Source organism: Streptomyces sp. SA15, from assembly GCF_002291145.1.
Classification (GTDB): domain Bacteria; phylum Actinomycetota; class Actinomycetes; order Streptomycetales; family Streptomycetaceae; genus Streptomyces.
In genome coordinates this window covers 90,650-107,082 of the sequence record NZ_NTGE01000040.1, presented here as the reverse complement: position 1 = coordinate 107,082, position 16,433 = coordinate 90,650, and the positions used below count along the sequence as shown (strand labels likewise).

Annotated in this window: 17 protein-coding genes and 3 tRNA genes; 11 read left to right on the top strand and 9 right to left on the bottom strand. The window is 69.1% G+C overall.

Annotated features, from left to right (window positions below; all coding sequences use genetic code 11):
* Window positions 1-2: 2 nt before the first annotated feature.
* From CLM62_RS06835 to CLM62_RS06815, 5 genes are all read right to left on the bottom strand, one after another.
* Window positions 3-779 carry an ABC transporter permease gene (locus CLM62_RS06835; RefSeq protein WP_095748945.1) on the bottom strand — a complete coding sequence of 259 codons (777 nt, stop codon included), beginning with the start codon at window positions 777-779 and terminating at the stop codon, window positions 3-5.
* Window positions 776-1,747 (bottom strand): ABC transporter ATP-binding protein, encoded by a 972-nt coding sequence (locus CLM62_RS06830; protein ID WP_095748944.1) that lies wholly within the window; start codon window positions 1,745-1,747, stop codon window positions 776-778. Before CLM62_RS06830 ends, CLM62_RS06835 begins: the two co-directional genes overlap by 4 nt.
* Before the next feature lie 139 nt (window positions 1,748-1,886).
* A tRNA-Gly gene (locus CLM62_RS06825) sits at window positions 1,887-1,959 on the bottom strand.
* Between the two features lie 81 nt (window positions 1,960-2,040).
* Window positions 2,041-2,112: transfer RNA gene (locus tag CLM62_RS06820), tRNA-Gly, on the bottom strand.
* Between the two features lie 123 nt (window positions 2,113-2,235).
* Window positions 2,236-2,553, bottom strand: a complete 318-nt coding sequence (locus CLM62_RS06815) for an Lsr2 family protein (protein WP_095748943.1) — start codon at window positions 2,551-2,553, stop codon at window positions 2,236-2,238.
* Window positions 2,554-2,904: 351 nt separating this feature from the next.
* Between CLM62_RS06815 and purS the strand changes: the two genes are divergently transcribed.
* The 9 genes from purS to purM all read left to right on the top strand — a co-directional run bounded on the left by purS (window position 2,905) and on the right by purM (window position 11,894).
* On the top strand, window positions 2,905-3,168 hold the full coding sequence (gene purS, locus CLM62_RS06810; protein WP_095748942.1) for a phosphoribosylformylglycinamidine synthase subunit PurS: 264 nt from the start codon (window positions 2,905-2,907) through the stop codon (window positions 3,166-3,168).
* Window positions 3,165-3,845 carry a phosphoribosylformylglycinamidine synthase subunit PurQ gene (purQ, locus tag CLM62_RS06805; protein WP_095748941.1) on the top strand — a complete coding sequence of 227 codons (681 nt, stop codon included), beginning with the start codon at window positions 3,165-3,167 and terminating at the stop codon, window positions 3,843-3,845. The genes purS and purQ overlap by 4 nt, the downstream gene beginning before the upstream one ends.
* Entirely contained in the window at window positions 3,842-6,100 is a 2,259-nt protein-coding gene (purL, locus tag CLM62_RS06800; RefSeq protein ID WP_095748940.1) for a phosphoribosylformylglycinamidine synthase subunit PurL, read from the top strand. Before purQ ends, purL begins: the two co-directional genes overlap by 4 nt.
* 112 nt (window positions 6,101-6,212) lie before the next feature.
* Window positions 6,213-6,713: a helix-turn-helix transcriptional regulator gene (locus CLM62_RS06795; protein ID WP_095748939.1), complete on the top strand. Its 501-nt coding sequence runs from the start codon at window positions 6,213-6,215 to the stop codon at window positions 6,711-6,713.
* Window positions 6,714-6,739: 26 nt separating this feature from the next.
* Entirely contained in the window at window positions 6,740-7,573 is an 834-nt protein-coding gene (locus CLM62_RS06790) for a M23 family metallopeptidase (protein ID WP_095748938.1), read from the top strand.
* A 253-nt stretch (window positions 7,574-7,826) separates the two neighbouring features.
* Complete coding sequence (locus CLM62_RS06785; RefSeq protein WP_095748937.1) at window positions 7,827-8,624, top strand: maleylpyruvate isomerase family mycothiol-dependent enzyme; 798 nt, start codon at window positions 7,827-7,829, stop codon at window positions 8,622-8,624.
* Between the two features lie 82 nt (window positions 8,625-8,706).
* Window positions 8,707-9,168 carry an META domain-containing protein gene (locus tag CLM62_RS06780; RefSeq protein ID WP_095748936.1) on the top strand — a complete coding sequence of 154 codons (462 nt, stop codon included), beginning with the start codon at window positions 8,707-8,709 and terminating at the stop codon, window positions 9,166-9,168.
* A 72-nt stretch (window positions 9,169-9,240) separates the two neighbouring features.
* The gene (gene purF / locus CLM62_RS06775; RefSeq protein ID WP_095748935.1) at window positions 9,241-10,770 is read left to right on the top strand and encodes an amidophosphoribosyltransferase; all 1,530 of its coding nucleotides are present in this window, start codon (window positions 9,241-9,243) and stop codon (window positions 10,768-10,770) included.
* A 44-nt stretch (window positions 10,771-10,814) separates the two neighbouring features.
* Window positions 10,815-11,894, top strand: coding sequence for a phosphoribosylformylglycinamidine cyclo-ligase (gene purM, locus CLM62_RS06770; protein WP_095748934.1), 1,080 nt, complete (start codon window positions 10,815-10,817; stop codon window positions 11,892-11,894).
* 68 nt (window positions 11,895-11,962) lie between these two features.
* On the opposite strand, the gene CLM62_RS06765 is transcribed toward purM, so the two are convergent.
* Both CLM62_RS06765 and CLM62_RS06760 read right to left on the bottom strand, forming a co-directional pair.
* Entirely contained in the window at window positions 11,963-12,211 is a 249-nt protein-coding gene (locus CLM62_RS06765; RefSeq protein WP_095748933.1) for a DUF3073 domain-containing protein, read from the bottom strand.
* A 285-nt stretch (window positions 12,212-12,496) separates the two neighbouring features.
* The gene (locus tag CLM62_RS06760; RefSeq protein WP_095748932.1) at window positions 12,497-13,594 is read right to left on the bottom strand and encodes a Glu/Leu/Phe/Val dehydrogenase dimerization domain-containing protein; all 1,098 of its coding nucleotides are present in this window, start codon (window positions 13,592-13,594) and stop codon (window positions 12,497-12,499) included.
* A gap of 222 nt (window positions 13,595-13,816) precedes the next feature.
* On the opposite strand from CLM62_RS06760, the gene CLM62_RS06755 reads away from it, so the two are divergent.
* Both CLM62_RS06755 and bldC read left to right on the top strand, forming a co-directional pair.
* A complete protein-coding gene (locus CLM62_RS06755; RefSeq protein WP_095748931.1) occupies window positions 13,817-14,659 on the top strand; it encodes a hypothetical protein in 843 nt (280 codons plus the stop codon).
* Between the two features lie 507 nt (window positions 14,660-15,166).
* Complete coding sequence (gene bldC / locus CLM62_RS06750) at window positions 15,167-15,373, top strand: developmental transcriptional regulator BldC (RefSeq protein WP_003949541.1); 207 nt, start codon at window positions 15,167-15,169, stop codon at window positions 15,371-15,373.
* 413 nt (window positions 15,374-15,786) lie between these two features.
* On the opposite strand, the gene CLM62_RS51140 is transcribed toward bldC, so the two are convergent.
* Both CLM62_RS51140 and CLM62_RS06740 read right to left on the bottom strand, forming a co-directional pair.
* Entirely contained in the window at window positions 15,787-15,990 is a 204-nt protein-coding gene (locus CLM62_RS51140) for a DUF6274 family protein (RefSeq protein WP_095748930.1), read from the bottom strand.
* Window positions 15,991-16,287: 297 nt separating this feature from the next.
* Window positions 16,288-16,362, bottom strand: a tRNA-Asp gene (locus CLM62_RS06740).
* Window positions 16,363-16,433 lie beyond the last annotated feature (71 nt).

Below are 16,433 nucleotides of genomic sequence, written 5' to 3'. Positions count from 1 at the left end.
CGTCAGTGCCGCGGCTCCCACCGGAACCACCGCCGTACAGCAAACACGCCCAGGGCGGCCCAGGCCAGCGCCGTCATCACGGGCCCCACCGCCTCGTACGCGGAAAGGTCTCCGGTCCAGCCGCCGCGGATCAGCGTGATCACCGGGCTGAGCGGCAGCAGTTCGCACACCGAGGCCAGCCGGTCGGGCAGCAGTTCCAGCGGTACGGCGATTCCGGAGCCGACCATCGTGACCAACATCAGCGGCATACCGGTGACCTGGGCGCTCTCCACGGTCCGGGTGAAGCTCGCGGTGACGGCGGCCAGGGTCGCGCAGATCACCAGCCCCAACAGCAGCCCCAGAACGGCGAGATGGGGCGCCTTCGGCGCCGGCACGTCCAGCAGGGCCGTGCAGCCGGCCGCCAGGAGCAGGGACTGCAGGACACTCGTGGCGGTGGCGGGCAGCGCCGCTCCGGCCAGGATCTCCGTGTCCCGCAGTTCCCCGGTGCGCAGCCGCTTGAGGACGAGTTCCTCGCGCCGCCCGACGAGGACGCCGATGAGCGCCAGGTACACCGCGAAGAGCAGCGAGAACCCGATGGCCCCGGACAGCAGCACCAGCCCGACACTGAAACCGGAGTCCTTCAGGTCCATGTCCTCGACGAAAGCCCGTGCGCTGAAGGGCAGCACCAGCGGCAGGAACATCGCCGACACGATCATGCCCTTGCTGCGCCCGAACAGCGTCAGCTCGGCCCGCGCGAGCGCCGCGACGCGCCCCGCCGGAGTGCTCACAGCCTCGCTCATGCCACATGCTCCTCAATAGTCTCAGCAGCCTCGACAGAGCCGGCCGCCTCCCGCGCGATCCCCAGAAACGCCTCCTCCAGCGAGGCCGACCGCACATCCAGCCGCCGCAGCTCCACCCCGGCCCGCTCGGCCCACGCCAGCAGCCCGGTGGCCGCGCGTTGCAACTCCCGCGTCCGCAGCCGTACGACGCTCCCCTCGACCTCGTGCCCGCACACGCCCAGCTCATCGAGCGGCGGCAGGTCTCCCATGAAGTAGCCGTGGGGCAGCTCGAAGGAGATCCGGGACGGTTGCGCGGTGGTCACCTCGGCCGGGGTTCCGGCGGCCGCGATGCGGCCTTCGTGGAGGATCGCGAGGCGGTCGGCGAGGTCCTCGGCCTCTTCCAGGTAGTGCGTGGTCAGCAGCACGGTCGTCCCGCCGTCGCGCAGCGAGCGCACCAACTCCCAGGTCTCGCGGCGCCCTTCGGCGTCCAGACCGGTCGTCGGCTCGTCCAGGAACAGCACCTCGGGCCTGCCGAGCAGCGCGAGCGCCAGGTCCAGGCGCCGCCGCTCACCCCCGGACAACTGCTTCACCCGTACGCCGGCCTTCCCCTCGAGACCGACCAGCGACAGAGCCTCCCGCGGCGGACGCGCCCCGCTCACGCACCCCGCCCACATCCGCGCGGTCTCCGCGACGGTCAGCTCGGACGGAAAGCCGCCCTCCTGCAACATCACCCCGGTCCGAGGCCGTACGACGGCCCGCTCGGCGTAGGGGTCATGCCCCAGCACCCGCACCCGGCCCCCGGCCGGCGGCGCCAGCCCCTCCAGCAGCTCGACCGTCGACGTCTTGCCCGCCCCGTTGGTGCCCAGCAGCGCGAAGACCTCGCCGCGGTCCACGCGGAAGCTGATCCCGCGCACCGCCTCGAACCCGCCCCCGTACACACGCCGCAGGTCAGTGACCTCAATCACGTGTTCGTGTTCGTTCGTGTCCATGCCTTCAGCGTCCCGGTGTCCCGGGCCCGGCAGCAGTGCGAGCTGTCATCACTCCGCATGACAAATGTCAGACGCTCATGTCAGGACACACGACACACGACAAAGGCCCCAGCCATAAGACTGGGGCCTTCGAAAAGAGAGCGGACGACGAGGCTCGAACTCGCGACCTCAACCTTGGCAAGGTTGCGCTCTACCAACTGAGCTACGTCCGCATTGCCTCCGACCGGCTCTCACCGATCGGCGCGAGCACCAGCCTACCTGATCCACAAGAGTGGTCGGGACCGGCGATGCAGAGCGGGTGACAGGAATTGCACACTGCGCCTTCCCCCTGGAAGGGGGATGTTCTACTACTGAACTACACCCGCAAGCCTCCGTGGACTGGGCTTTTCCGGCCCCGCCCCTCGGCGTGCTCCAGACTCTAGCTGACCAGGAGGGGTGCAGCGCAAGTCGGTTGGCCCGAGGGGCGGGTGAGCAGCCGTCGTCCACGGTTACTGCGCCGCGGCGAACGCCTCGTAGACCTTCTTCGGGATCCGCCCGCGCGCCGGCACATCCATCTTGTTGGCCTGGGCCCAGGCCCGCACGGCCGCCGGGTCGGGGGCGACCTCCGTCTGTCGGTAGGCCTTGCCGGACCTCGACCGCTTGCGGCCGGCCTCCACGTACGGCTCGAGGGCCTTACGCAGTTTCTTGGCATTGGTTGTGTTCAGGTCGATCTCGTACGACTTGCCGTCGAGTCCGAAGGCGATCGTTTCCGCCGCTTCCGAGCCGTCGATGTCGTCAAAGAGAGTGACCACGACCTTCTGCGCCACGAATATCGGTCCCTTCGTGCGACACCTCTGCGATGACGTGCCAGGACGCCTGGGAGATGTCGACTGTCCGCCTGTTTATGGGCAAAGTATCGGCTATTGACAATTCATTTGTACAGTGCCCGGCATTGCAATGTGAAGCTCGACTAAATCTGTCAGCGTGTCCGAGCGCAATAGGGATGCCGGGCCTGATCCAGGATCTTTCCCTGAACTTTTCGTGAAGGCACCCGTCCGATACCGGATCGTGACAGCGGTCACGTAGATTCCTACAACTCTACCCGCGTAGAAATTCTGTGCGGGTAGTCTGAAGACACCTGCAGGAACCTGCTCAGCACCACAACACCGGGAGTGCCAGTGGCACGCGTCGTAGTCGACGTCATGCTCAAGCCGGAGATCCTCGACCCCCAGGGCCAGGCGGTGCAGCGCGCACTGCCGCGGCTGGGTTTCGACGGCATCTCGGACGTACGTCAGGGAAAGCGATTCGAACTGGAAGTTGACGGGCCGGTCGACGACGCCACGCTCGCCCGCATCCATGATCTCGCGGAATCCTTCCTCGCCAACACCGTGATCGAGAACTTCACCGTCCGGGTCGAGGAAGTCGCGGAGGCCGTGCAGTGACCGCTCGTATTGGCGTCGTCACTTTCCCGGGCAGCCTGGACGACCGGGACACCCAGCGCGCGATCCGCCTCGCGGGTGCCGAGCCGGTCGCCCTGTGGCACAAGGACAAGAACCTCCACCAGGTCGACGCCGTGGTGCTGTGCGGAGGTTTCTCCTACGGCGACTATCTGCGCGCCGGTGCCATCGCGCGCTTCTCGCCGGTGATGGAGCCCATCCTCGAGCAGGCGAAGGCCGGACTGCCGGTCCTCGGCATCTGCAACGGCTTCCAGATCCTCACCGAGGCCCACCTCCTCCCGGGCGGGATGCTCGGCAACGACCACCTCCACTTCATCTGCCGCGACCAGAAGCTGCGGGTGGAGAACGCGGAGACGGCCTGGACCACCGACTACACGGCCGGCCAGGAGATCAGCATCCCGCTGAAGAACATGGACGGCCGGTACGTCGCCGACGAGTACACGCTGGACAAGCTGGAGGCCGAGGGGCGGGTCGCCTTCCGCTACCTGGACTTCAACCCCAACGGCAGCCTTCGCGACATCGCGGGCATCACCAACGAGGCCGGCAACGTCGTAGGCCTGATGCCGCACCCGGAGCACGCCGTGGAGCCGCTCATCGGCACCGGCCGCACCGACGGCCTCCCCTTCTTCACCTCGATCCTCAAGAAGCTGGTCAACGCATGAGCCGGACGCCTCTGGACACGGTCGAGCACGCGGCCGCGACCCCCGACGTCGAGCTGCCCTGGGCCGAACTCGGCCTGAAGAAGGACGAGTACGAGCGCGTGGTCGAGATCCTCGGCCGCCGGCCCACCGGTGCCGAGCTCGCCATGTACTCCGTCATGTGGTCCGAGCACTGCTCGTACAAGTCGTCGAAGGTGCACCTGCGCCAGTTCGGCGAGAAGGCCCCGCAGTCCGACGCCCTGCTCGTGGGCATCGGTGAGAACGCGGGCGTCGTCGACGTCGGCCAGGGTTACGCCGTCACCTTCAAGGTCGAGTCGCACAACCACCCCTCGTACGTCGAGCCCTACCAGGGCGCGGCCACGGGCGTCGGCGGCATCGTGCGCGACATCATCGCGATGGGCGCCAGGCCGGTCGCCGTCGTCGACCCCCTGCGCTTCGGCGCGGCCGACCACCCGGACACCAAGCGCGTGCTCCCCGGTGTCGTCGCCGGCATCGGCGGCTACGGCAACTGCCTGGGCCTGCCGAACATCGGCGGCGAGGTCGTCTTCGACGCCTGCTATCAGGGGAACCCGCTGGTCAACGCCGGTGCCATCGGCGTGATGCGGCACGAGGACATCCACCTCGCGAAGGCGTCCGGCGCGGGCAACAAGGTCATCCTGTACGGGGCTCGCACGGGCGGCGACGGCATCGGCGGCGCGTCGATCCTGGCCTCCGAGACCTTCGACGACGCCAAGCCCTCCAAGCGCCCCGCCGTCCAGGTCGGCGACCCCTTCCAGGAGAAGCTCCTCATCGAGTGCACCCTTGAGGCCTTCAAGGAGAAGCTGGTCGTCGGCATCCAGGACCTGGGCGCGGCGGGCCTGTCCTGCGCGACCAGCGAGCTTGCCTCCAACGGCTCCGGCGGCATGCGCGTGACGCTGGACGACGTACCGCTGCGCGACTCCACGCTCTCGCCCGAGGAAATCCTCATGAGCGAGTCGCAGGAGAGGATGTGTGCGGTCGTCGAGCCGGAGAAGGTCGACCGCTTCCTGGAGATCTGTGACAAGTGGGACGTCATCGCCACCGTCATCGGTGAGGTGACCGACGGCGACCGTCTGGAGATCTACTGGCACGGCGGCAAGATCGTCGACGTCGACCCGCGCACGGTCGCGCACGAGGGTCCGACTTACGAGCGCCCGTACGCCCGCCCGTCCTGGCAGGACGAGCTCCAGGCGGACGACGCGAACAAGCTGCCGCGGCCCGCGACCTCGGACGAGCTGAAGGACCAGGTCCTGGAGCTGGTCGGCTCCCCCAACCAGGCTTCCAAGTCCTGGATCACCTCCCAGTACGACCACTTCGTGCAGGGCAACACGGTCCTCGCCCAGCCCGAGGACTCCGGGATGATCCGCATCGACGAGGCGAGCGGGCTCGGCGTGGCCATCGCGACCGACGGCAACGGCCGGTACGCGAAGCTGGACCCGTACGCGGGCGCCCAGCTGGCGCTCGCCGAGGCCTACCGGAACGTGGCGACTACCGGCGCCAAGCCGCTCGCCGTCTCCGACTGCCTGAACTTCGGCTCGCCCGAGGACCCGGCGGTGATGTGGCAGTTCGCGGAGGCCATCCGCGGACTCGCCGACGCCTGCCAGCAGCTGGGCACGCCGGTCACGGGCGGGAACGTCTCGCTGTACAACCAGACGGGCGAGGTGGCCATCCACCCGACCCCGGTCGTGGCGGTCCTCGGCGTCATCGACGACGTCGCCCGCCGCACGCCGGTTGCCTTCCAGGAGGAGGGCCAGCTGCTCTACCTCCTCGGTGACACGCGCGAGGAGTTCGGCGGCTCGGCCTGGTCGCAGGTGATCCACGACCACCTGGGCGGCCTGCCCCCGAAGGTCGACCTGGAGCGCGAGCGCCTGCTCGCCGAGATCCTGATCTCCGCCTCCCGCGACGGCATGATCGACTCCGCGCACGACCTGTCCGACGGCGGTCTGATCCAGGCGGTCGTGGAATCCGCCCTGCTCGGCGGCAAGGGCGCGCGTCTGGTCGTACCGGACGGGCTCGACGCCTTCACGTTCCTCTTCTCGGAGTCGGCGGGCCGCGCGGTCGTCGCCGTACCGCGCTCGGAGGAGCTCCGCTTCAACGACATGTGCGGGGCGCGGGGTCTGCCGGCGACGCGTATCGGTGTCGTGGACGGTGACACGGTCGAGGTTCAGGGAGAGTTCGAGCTCTCCCTGGAGGAGCTGCGCACCGCGCACGAGGGGACGATCCCGGCGCTGCTCGCCTGAGGTCGGTCTGCTCGAAGCGTTTGAAGCCCCTGTCCGGTCCGCCGGGCAGGGGCTTCGTCGTGTCGTCGTTCTTCTCTTGCACGTAATTACGTAGTTCCGTAATATCGCCGGAGTGGAACTGGAACAACGCGTCGCCGACCTGGAGCGCAGGCTGGCGGCGCTGGAGAGCGCGCAGCGCACCGCGCCGCAGCTGGACGAGAGCGACTTCTGGGCCCTGCACGGGCTGAAGGAGCAGCTGGCCGGGCTGGGCGTGGCGGGCGGAGGCGTGCTGTTCACGGGCGCGGTACGGCTGCCGGCCGGGGAGCGCTACGACTGGCAGCAAACCGCCCTGACCGAGCAGCTGCTGAACGACGACTGGACGCGGGCCGCCGAGTCGTTCGCGGCGCTCGGCCACCCGGTGCGGCTGCGGCTGCTCCGGGAGATCCTCGGCGGCCGGCGCACGGCGGCCGAACTCGCCGAGCTGGATGAGGTGGGTACGACCGGCCAGATCTACCACCACCTGCGCCAGCTGACCGGCGGAGGCTGGCTGCACACGACCGGACGGGGCCGTTACGAGGTGCCTGCGGGGCGGGTGGTGCCGCTGTTGGTGGCTTTGGCCGTGGGTCTGCCCTGACACACAGACACGAACAAGGGGGAACGATGTCCGGACGCAAACTCGCCAAGATCGCCTACCGCGTTCTGCAGCTGACCTTCGTGGGCCTGGTGATCGCCCACTTCTCGCTGGACCTCGGTTATCCGTGGTGGTGGAACTTCCTGCCGATCGTCCTGTCGTACGGGATCGTCACCGTGGCCCACAGGTGGGGCGGCGCCCCGGACAGTCCCCGCGTGGCCCGGGAACCCGTCGAGGTCGCCCCGCCCGTCACCGGCCGCTGGTCGGCGCAGAACAGCCCGGCCGACCGCACTCCGAGCCATGGCACGCACGCCTACGGCCAGACCTACGCCATCGACATCGTCGCCGAGCCCGAGCCGGGCACCCGCCCGGGCTTCCGCTGGCTGTGGCCGCTCGCCCGCCGCAACAGCGCCTTCCCGGCCTTCGGCGCCCCGCTCCTCGCGGTGGCCGACGGCACCGTCGTACGGGCCACCGACCGGCAGCGCGACCATCTGAGCCGTACGTCGCTGCTCGCGCTGCTGTACCTGATGATCCTGGAGGCGTCCGTGCGCGACCTGTCCGGAGCCGAGCGGATCGTCGGCAACCACGTCGTCCTCGACCTCGGCAACGGCACCTACGCGCTCTACGCCCACCTCCAGCACGGCTCCCTCACCATCCGCGAGGGCGACCGAGTGACCGCCGGACAGCCCCTCGCCCGCTGCGGCAACTCCGGCAACTCCACCGAGCCCCACCTCCACTTCCAGCTGATGGACGGCCCCGACCCGGACACCGCCCGAGGCATCCCCTTCACCTGGCGCGGCATCGGCGTGCCCCGCAACCGCGAGGTGTTCGAGGCCCCCGCGACGACATCACAGCCCGCCTAGGGCCTGTCCGGCGGATCACGCCGCAGACGCGGGGTCGCAGTGACACCAGCCGCTCCGCGGCGGGCGCCCATCTGCCGCGTTGTCGTCACTCTCCCCCACGCTCGAACAACCTCGCGCGGGGGCACCCCCATCGCTCCGCGTCGACTCCCTCCTCCGCCTTGCAGCTGCACGCACCAGACCCCGCTCACCTGCGCTTATTGGCACCGCTGCTTTCCTGCGACCTGATCCGCCGGACAGGCCCTAGGCTGCCCCCATGCCCCCGGCCAAGAAGCGCGCCCGCACCTACGACCCCGCCAAGATCCGCACCGCGGTGCTCACCCAGTTCGGGCACGTACGGGACGCCGTACGCACCCTGACCCCCGAGCAACTCGCCCTCCCCACCCGCCTGGAGGGCTGGACCGTACGGGAGTTGGCCGCGCATCTGACCATGGCCGTGGAGACCGTCAGCCGCAATCTCGACCGGGAGGAGCCGGTGAAGGCCGAGCTCACGCTGCTGGACTGGCCGTTCGCGACCGCCGTACGCGCCGCCGACATCGACGACGGCACGCGCGCCTTGGCCACCGAGAACCCCGACCTCGACGCCCTCTGCGCCCTCACCGAGGAGCGTCTGGCCACAGCCCTCGCCACCGCACCCGACACCCGCGTCCTGGCCGCCCGCACCGGCGCCATGACGCTCGCCGACTACCTGGTCACCCGCACCGTCGAACTCGTCGTCCACACCGACGACCTGAACGCCGCCGTCCCCGGCCTGGACATCCCCTACGACCGTCAGGCCCTCGCCGCCTGCACCCGCCTTCTCGCCGACGCCCTCGCCGCCAAGGCCCCCGGCGGCTCCACGGAGGTGCGGGTCCCGCCGTACGCCGTCGTGCAGTGTGTGGAGGGGCCCCGGCACACCCGTGGCACCCCGCCCAACGTCGTCGAGACCGACCCGCTGACCTGGATCCGGCTCGCCACCGGGCGGGTGACCTGGAAGGACGCCGTCGAGGCGGCCGAGGTGAGTGCGAGCGGGGAGCGGGCGGATCTCGGCGGACTGCTGCCGCTCATGTCGTAACGAGTGGCGTAGCGAGAAGTCGTAACGAGAACCGGCGAGTCGTAACGGGAACCGATCACCCCACCCGTCCCGTCCAAACGACATGTACAGGCAAAAGCAGCGCATGATCCTGACGGCCGCCGCCGCGATCGTTCCGCTCGTGGCGGCCTGCGGAAGCGAGAAGGCGGGCAGTGACCCCGGCAGCGGCTCGGTCGGCGTCCAGCGCCCCGTCACCGGCGTCGACTGGAGCGTGGACAGCTTCACCGCCGACGGCGCGACCCACCGCGCCCAGGGAAAGCCGTACCTCGAGTTCGACGAGAAGACGGGCAAGGTCGCGGGCCGGCTCGGCTGCAATCACGTCAACGCCAGCGCCACGGTCCGCGACGGACATATCACCGTCGGCCGCCCCGCCACCACCCGAATGATGTGCGACACCTCACTCATGCAGACCGAACGGGCCCTGCTGAGCCTCTTCAACGGCAAGATCAGTTACCAGGTGGACGCCGACAATCTCACGCTGACCAGCACGAACGGAACGAGCGTGCGGGCCGTCGCCGCCAAGTGATCCACTAGCGCGAATCATCCTGGAGCATTACCCAATTCGGACCAGTGGTCGATCTCGCCTACACTCGGTGGCGTGCCACGTGGTGACGGTCGACTCAGTCATGATCTGCTCCCCGGTGAGAAAGGCCCCCAGGACGCGTGTGGCGTCTTCGGTGTCTGGGCTCCGGGCGAAGAGGTCGCCAAGCTCACTTACTTCGGGCTCTACGCCCTCCAGCATCGGGGCCAGGAATCCGCGGGAATCGCGGTGAGCAACGGCTCCAAGATCCTCGTCTTCAAGGACATGGGCCTGGTCTCCCAGGTCTTCGACGAGGCCTCGCTCGGTTCGCTCCAGGGTCACATCGCGGTCGGACACGCCCGCTACTCGACCACCGGCGCCTCCGTGTGGGAGAACGCCCAGCCGACGTTCCGTGCCACCGCGCACGGCTCCATCGCGCTCGGCCACAACGGCAACCTCGTCAACACGGCCCAGCTCGCCGAGATGGTCGCCGACCTGCCCAAGCAGGAGGGCGGCCGCACCCCGCGCGTGGCGGCCACCAACGACACCGACCTGCTCACCGCGCTTCTCGCGGCCCAGGTCGACGACGACGGCAAGCCGCTGACCATCGAGGAGGCGGCCGGTCAGGTCCTGCCCCAGGTGCGCGGCGCCTTCAGCCTCGTCTTCATGGACGAGCACACCCTGTACGCCGCCCGCGACCCGCAGGGCATCCGCCCGCTGGTCCTGGGCCGCCTGGAGCGCGGCTGGGTCGTCGCCTCCGAGTCCGCCGCCCTCGACATCTGCGGTGCCGCTTACGTCCGCGAGATCGAGCCGGGCGAGTTCGTCGCCATCGACGAGAACGGTCTGCGTACGTCTCGATTCGCGGAAGCGAAGCCCAAGGGCTGCGTCTTCGAGTACGTGTACCTGGCCCGCCCGGACACCGACATCGCCGGCCGCAACGTCTACCTCTCCCGCGTCGAGATGGGCCGCCGCCTCGCCAAGGAGGCTCCCGCCGAGGCCGACCTGGTCATAGCGACCCCGGAATCCGGCACCCCCGCCGCCATCGGCTACGCGGAGGCGTCCGGCATCCCCTTCGGCGCGGGCCTGGTGAAGAACGCGTACGTCGGCCGTACGTTCATCCAGCCCTCCCAGACGATCCGCCAGCTCGGCATCCGTCTGAAGCTGAACCCGCTCAAGGAAGTCATCAAGGGCAAGCGCCTGGTCGTCGTCGACGACTCGATCGTGCGCGGCAACACCCAGCGGGCCCTGGTGCGGATGCTCCGCGAGGCCGGGGCGGCGGAAGTCCACATCCGGATCTCCTCTCCGCCCGTGAAGTGGCCCTGCTTCTTCGGCATCGACTTCGCCACCCGCGCCGAGCTCATCGCCAACGGCATGACCATCGACGAGATCGGCACCTCCCTGGGCGCCGACTCCCTGGCGTACATCTCCATCGACGGCATGATCGAGGCGACCACCATCGCCAAGCCGAACCTCTGCCGCGCCTGCTTCGACGGCGAGTACCCGATGGAGCTCCCCGACCCCGAGCTGCTCGGCAAGCAGCTCCTGGAGACGGAGCTGGCCGCGGGCCCGGCCGCCACGGCCGCGGCCGACGCGATCCGCCGCCCGTAGAAGCCCGCACTACCTGCTGTACGACACGAAGGTTCTCATTAGCCATGTCTGAGACAACTGGTGCCAGCTACGCGACTGCGTCTTACAAAACAGCAGGTGTCGACATCGAAGCGGGCGACCGCGCCGTAGAGCTGATGAAGGAGTGGGTGAAGAAGACGCAGCGCCCCGAGGTCCTCGGCGGCCTCGGCGGCTTCGCCGGCCTCTTCGACGCCTCGGCCCTCAAGCGCTTCGAGCGCCCGCTGCTCGCCTCCGCCACCGACGGCGTCGGCACCAAGGTCGACATCGCCCGCCGGCTCGGCGTCTACGACACCATCGGCCACGACCTGGTCGCCATGGTCATGGACGACATCGTGGTGTGCGGCGCCGAGCCGCTGTTCATGACCGACTACATCTGCGTCGGCAAGGTCCACCCCGAGCGCGTCGCCGCCATCGTCAAGGGCATCGCCGAAGGCTGCGTCCTGGCCGGCTGCGCCCTGGTCGGCGGCGAGACGGCTGAGCACCCCGGCCTGCTGGGCCCGGACGACTTCGACGTCGCCGGCGCCGGCACCGGAGTGGTCGAGGCCGACCGGCTGCTCGGCGCGGATCGCATCCGTAAGGGTGACGCGGTGATCGCCATGGCGGCCTCCGGTCTTCACTCGAACGGGTACTCGCTCGTCCGGCACGTCCTGCTGGACCAGGCGGGGCTCGCCCTGGACGCGCGGATCGAGGAGCTCGGCCGCACGCTGGGTGAGGAACTCCTGGAGCCGACCAAGATCTACTCCCTGGACTGCCTCGCCCTGATCCGTACCACCGACGTGCACGCCTTCTCGCACGTCACCGGCGGAGGCCTCGCGGCCAACCTGGCCCGCGTCATCCCCGACGAGCTGCACGCGACCGTCGACCGCTCCACCTGGACCCCGGCCCCGGTCTTCGACCTCGTCGGCAGGACGGGTCAGGTCGAACGCCTGGAGCTGGAGAAGACCCTGAACATGGGCATCGGCATGATCGCGATCGTGCCGCAGGATTCGACGGACGTGGCCCTGGCCACACTGGCCGACCGCGGCGTCGACGCGTGGGTCGCCGGCGAGATCACGGACAGGGGCGAGCACCCCACGGGTGCCGCCCTGGTCGGTGACTACGCCTGATCCTTGCAGGCAGCACAGAACCCGGTCGGTGACCGAAGTCACCGACCGGGTGAGTGCTCAGTACAAGGTCAAGCGCCGCGACGTTGCTGTGAGGAATCCTCGTCCTCGTCGTCGTCGTCCTCGTAGAGGTCGGCGTACCGCGAGTACAGGTCGTCGTCGTCCTGCTCATCGTCCTCGAAACGATCGCCGTTCGGCGATTGATTCGACGTCGATGCGCCCAGCTCCTCAGCCAGGCGTGAGAGGTCAGTCCCACCGCTGTTGTACTTCAGCTGGCGGGCGACCTTCGTCTGCTTGGCCTTGGCCCGGCCGCGCCCCATGGCTCGACCCCCTCAACGACGGGGCTCGACGGCCCCAGAGTCTTGACACGCGTTCATGATCCGGAACGGGCTCTCCGTGGAGAGACCGGTCCGTAGGGCTTCCACGGTACCTGAGCCCGCGCCCATACGGTACGTCGCCCGCAGCACGCGCGTGTGCACAGGACCTTCGAGGCGCCCCGTCCTCGCTGGTCAACCGCGATTTTAACCACTTATTGGCGGTCGACCCGCCGGTAGAAGTGAGAGTTCTCTCCAACCGTCCACCGACGGGTACCGGCCGAACCCGCCTCACAGCCTCCTGCGGGCCTCCGCCATCCGCTGCTCGGCGATCCGGTCGGCCGCGGCCGCCGGAGGGATCCCATCCGCTTTCGCACGTGCGAATATGGCCAGCGTGGTGTCGAAGATCTTCGCCGCCTTCGCCTTGCACCGCTCGAAGTCGAAGCCGCGCAACTCGTCGGCGACCTGGATGACGCCGCCGGCGTTCACCACGTAGTCCGGCGCGTAGAGGATCCCGCGGTCGGCGAGGTCCTTCTCGACGCCCGGGTGGGCGAGCTGGTTGTTGGCCGCGCCGCACACGATCCTGGCGGTCAGCACCGGCACGGTGTCGTCGTCGAGGGCCCCGCCCAGCGCGCACGGGGCGTAGATCTCGAGCCCGTCCACCCGGATCAGCGCGTCAGTGTCCGCGACGGCCCTCACGCCCGCCGGGTAACGGTCGAGGGTCCGCCGTACGGCCTCCTCGCGCACGTCCGTGATCACGACGTCGGCACCCTCGTCCAGCAGGTGCTCCACCAGGAGGTGACCGACCTTGCCGACGCCCGCGACGCCGACCCTGCGATCGCGCAGCGACGGGTCGCCCCACAGGTGCTGGGCACAGGCCCGCATGCCCTGGTAGACGCCGAAGGCGGTGAGGACGGACGAGTCCCCGGCGCCCCCGTTCTGAGGCGACCGGCCCGTCGTCCAGCGGCACTCGCGCGCGACGACGTCCATGTCGGCGACGTACGTGCCGACGTCGCACGCGGTGACGTACCGGCCACCGAGCGAGGCGACGAACCGGCCGTAGGCGAGGAGCAGCTCCTCGCTCTTGTGCCGGTCGGGGTCGCCGATGATCACGGCCTTGCCGCCGCCGTGGTCGAGGCCGGCCATGGCGTTCTTGTACGACATCCCGCGCGCGAGGTTCAGCGCGTCGGCGAGGGCCTCCTGCTCGCTCGCGTACGGGTGGAAGCGGGTGCCGCCGAGGGCGGGGCCCAGGGCGGTGGAATGGATGGCGATGACGGCCTTCAGACCGCTCGCGCGGTCCTGGCAGAGCACGACCTGCTCATGACCCCCCTGATCCGAGTGGAACAGGGTGTGCAGGACATCAGCGGACGCGCCGGTTACGTCGGTCACGGTGGTGACTCCCTGGTAAGTAGCGGCGGTTGGACACGAGCTCCCGTATGGGTGGCGGGGCCTGTGAGCATGAGATTAGACCTGTGCGGGCCCGCAGCTCGTGCGGCGCGGGGGATCACCTCCACCCGGAGTAAGGCCGTGCGACGATTTGCATGGTTTTCCCGCTCGCCCGTGTGCGGGTTTCGCAGGTTTTCCCGGCAGACGGCGGGGGAGGGAGCAGGCGTGCCCAAGGTGTCCTCGGTGATCGTTCCGTACGCGACGTATCTGCGCGTGTACGAGCCGCTGGCCGCCTTCCCGGAGCCGGAGCGCAGCCACTGGGCGCGCTACGCCCGCCGCCCCGACCGCCCGTCGTACCAGGACGAACTGCGCCGCTCGCTGGCCGATCTGCTGCCCACCCCGCCCATCCCGGTGCCGGTGCACGAGAGCGGCGACGCCTTCGTGCTCGAGGTCGACGGGGTGCTGTGCGTCTGTCCGTGGCGCACCCGGCTGCGCGGCTGGCAGGCCCTCGGCGAGCTGGCCGAGGAGCTCCCGGCGCCCGTCCTGGACGCGGTGCTGCCCCCGGTCGTACGGCGGCAGGCCGCCCAGGACTACGAGCGCTGGCTGGCCCGCAACCCGGACGCCCGGCCGTGGATCCGTACGGCGACCTGGCAGGTGCCGCTCAACTGGTTCGTGCTGGTCGCGGACGAGGAGCGGCGGTTCGACAAGGGCTCCGGCGACGTCCCTCCGATGTTGCGCTACCGCACGCCGATGGTGCAGGCCCGGCGGCGGGTGGCGCGGGGCCTGAGGGCCCTGAAGGAGGCCATCGACGAGGGGCCGCTGATCGACGGCCTGGTGGACGTCGGGCGCTGGCTGGAGGAGTTCCATCCGCGCTCGCTGGTGGAGCTGGACTACGGCGGGCTGGTGCACACGCTGCCGGCCGGCGAGCTGGAGGACGATCACTCGGCGGCCGATGTGGCCGAGGGCATCGACGCGCTGCGGCGCGGTGACGACGTCGCGGCGGGCGAGGCGTACGCGCGGCTCGTGGAGCGGTGGCGGTCGGTGCGGGACCGGCGGTCGGCGAACTGACGTTTGACGTGACGCCCGTTTTGGGGTTTCGTCCTCGCTCTGAGGTTCCTGAGGTTTCGTCAACATGGGACGTAGGTCCCGATCCGGGCGTTCACCTCAAGTGTGGGTCAAGTATCGGCAAGCGTGACGGACCGCACGTACGCGGCTCTTGCGTCCCTTGCCCCTCCTCATGCCAAAATAGGACAAGGAGTCCGGGGAGGATTCCGCTCGCATTGCACGCTTTGGGGGGTCTGGTGACTCCTGATCGTCCTGTGACTGATCGTCACAGTGACGTGACTGTCCGCTATGGCATGGTCCATCGGCTTCCGTCGCTGATGAACACCTGGAGGGGCAATTCCATCGGTTTGGCCGACGCGGCTGGACAGATGGTGTAGTTGTAGTGCCGAGGACAAGCCGTTCGTCCTATAACCGACTCGACTCGCGTCCGCCATTTCGGGCAACGCGGGTCAAGGTGCAGAATTTAGAGGAAAGAACCGAGAAGGTTCGGTTCTCCCGAGGAGGCCGCTCATGACCGCTCGCACCCCTGATGCCGAGCCGCTGCTGACCCCGGCTGAGGTCGCCACGATGTTCCGCGTCGACCCCAAGACGGTCACGCGGTGGGCGAAGGCCGGCAAGCTCACTTCGATCCGCACGCTCGGCGGGCACCGTCGCTATCGCGAGGCGGAGGTCCGCGCTCTGCTCGCGGGCATCCCGCAACAGCGCAGCGAGGCCTGACAACCGAATATTCGGGCATATCGGCAGGCCCCCACCGGCCGAGACGTCCGAAGCCCTAGCTCCAAGCGACGCGGGTCCTGCCCCAACAGGCCCCACGCCCAAGCTCTTCGGGGCTTCCCAAGCAAGTGCCAAGGGTGCGTCGTCGATCGCGCTGGACTCCGCCGGGTCCAGCGCGATCTTTTTTGTGCGCGGAACGTGGTCGGCCGGGCGGCTCTGTGAGCGGCCTTGTCGGAGTCTGGGGAGGCGTGTCGGATCTCCTGTGGGCACGCTCGGCGCAGTGGTGCAATTGCACATATTAAATTGACCAGTTGTAGGCGAGGTGTAAGTACCGCGATTTCAGAAACTCATGCGGTGACACCCGTCACATGCCAGAGTCCTTGTTGCCCCTGCCACGCGTGCGCTAATGGAGATCGTCATGTGCCGGAGGGCGCGCGGGTGGGCGCCTCGTCCTCGACGCTCTGTTCCGGGAGCTGTGCGGGCCGTGCAGCGGAGTCCATCGCCAGCCGCAGCAGACGGTGGCAGATGGGGCAGTGGCGCGTCAGATGGCGGTACGAGGTAGCGGCCGACAGATGCGCGCGAAGCAACGCCCGCGTTTCGTGCCTAGCCGATGCCGCCATACGCCACCTCCAGGGGGGCCACGCGGGAAGCGGGGCCCTGGTTTCTGGGTACCGAGCGAATGTGACGGCGTCAAGATGGCGAGTGGCTCCGCCGGACATGCAGAGAGCCCGGGTCCGAAGCCCCGGGCTCTCTCTGTCTTTCTCTACTGCGGTCCTGACGGGATTTGCTGTACCCGATTGCGGCTGCGCCGCGGGCGCGGCCTCCACCTTGACAGGGTGGCGAGCGGTCTGGGCGTGTGTGCGGGCACGAAAGAGGGCCGCGTCCCGGTGCGGGATGCGGCCCTCTTTCGTTCACTGCGGTCCTGACGGGATTTGAACCCGCGGCCTCCACCTTGACAGGGTGGCGAGCACTCCAAACTGCTCCACAGGACCAGGTTTCGCGGCACTTGGTGTTGCGCTGTGCTGCGAGAAGAGACTGTACAGGAGGGTGAGTCCCCGGTCGA

What these genes read in the sequence shown, in the direction of transcription:
- bldC (WP_003949541.1), top strand. Translation starts at nt 15,167, where the DNA reads ATGACCGCTCGCACCCCTGATGCCGAGCCGCTGCTGACCCCGGCTGAG.
- CLM62_RS06790 (WP_095748938.1), top strand. Translation starts at nt 6,740, where the DNA reads ATGTCCGGACGCAAACTCGCCAAGATCGCCTACCGCGTTCTGCAGCTG.
- purM (WP_095748934.1), top strand. Translation starts at nt 10,815, where the DNA reads ATGTCTGAGACAACTGGTGCCAGCTACGCGACTGCGTCTTACAAAACA.
- purL (WP_095748940.1), top strand. Translation starts at nt 3,842, where the DNA reads ATGAGCCGGACGCCTCTGGACACGGTCGAGCACGCGGCCGCGACCCCC.
- CLM62_RS06830 (WP_095748944.1), bottom strand. Translation starts at nt 1,747, where the DNA reads ATGGACACGAACGAACACGAACACGTGATTGAGGTCACTGACCTGCGG.
- CLM62_RS06785 (WP_095748937.1), top strand. Translation starts at nt 7,827, where the DNA reads ATGCCCCCGGCCAAGAAGCGCGCCCGCACCTACGACCCCGCCAAGATC.
- CLM62_RS51140 (WP_095748930.1), bottom strand. Translation starts at nt 15,990, where the DNA reads ATGGCGGCATCGGCTAGGCACGAAACGCGGGCGTTGCTTCGCGCGCAT.
- CLM62_RS06835 (WP_095748945.1), bottom strand. Translation starts at nt 779, where the DNA reads ATGAGCGAGGCTGTGAGCACTCCGGCGGGGCGCGTCGCGGCGCTCGCG.
- CLM62_RS06780 (WP_095748936.1), top strand. Translation starts at nt 8,707, where the DNA reads ATGTACAGGCAAAAGCAGCGCATGATCCTGACGGCCGCCGCCGCGATC.
- CLM62_RS06765 (WP_095748933.1), bottom strand. Translation starts at nt 12,211, where the DNA reads ATGGGGCGCGGCCGGGCCAAGGCCAAGCAGACGAAGGTCGCCCGCCAG.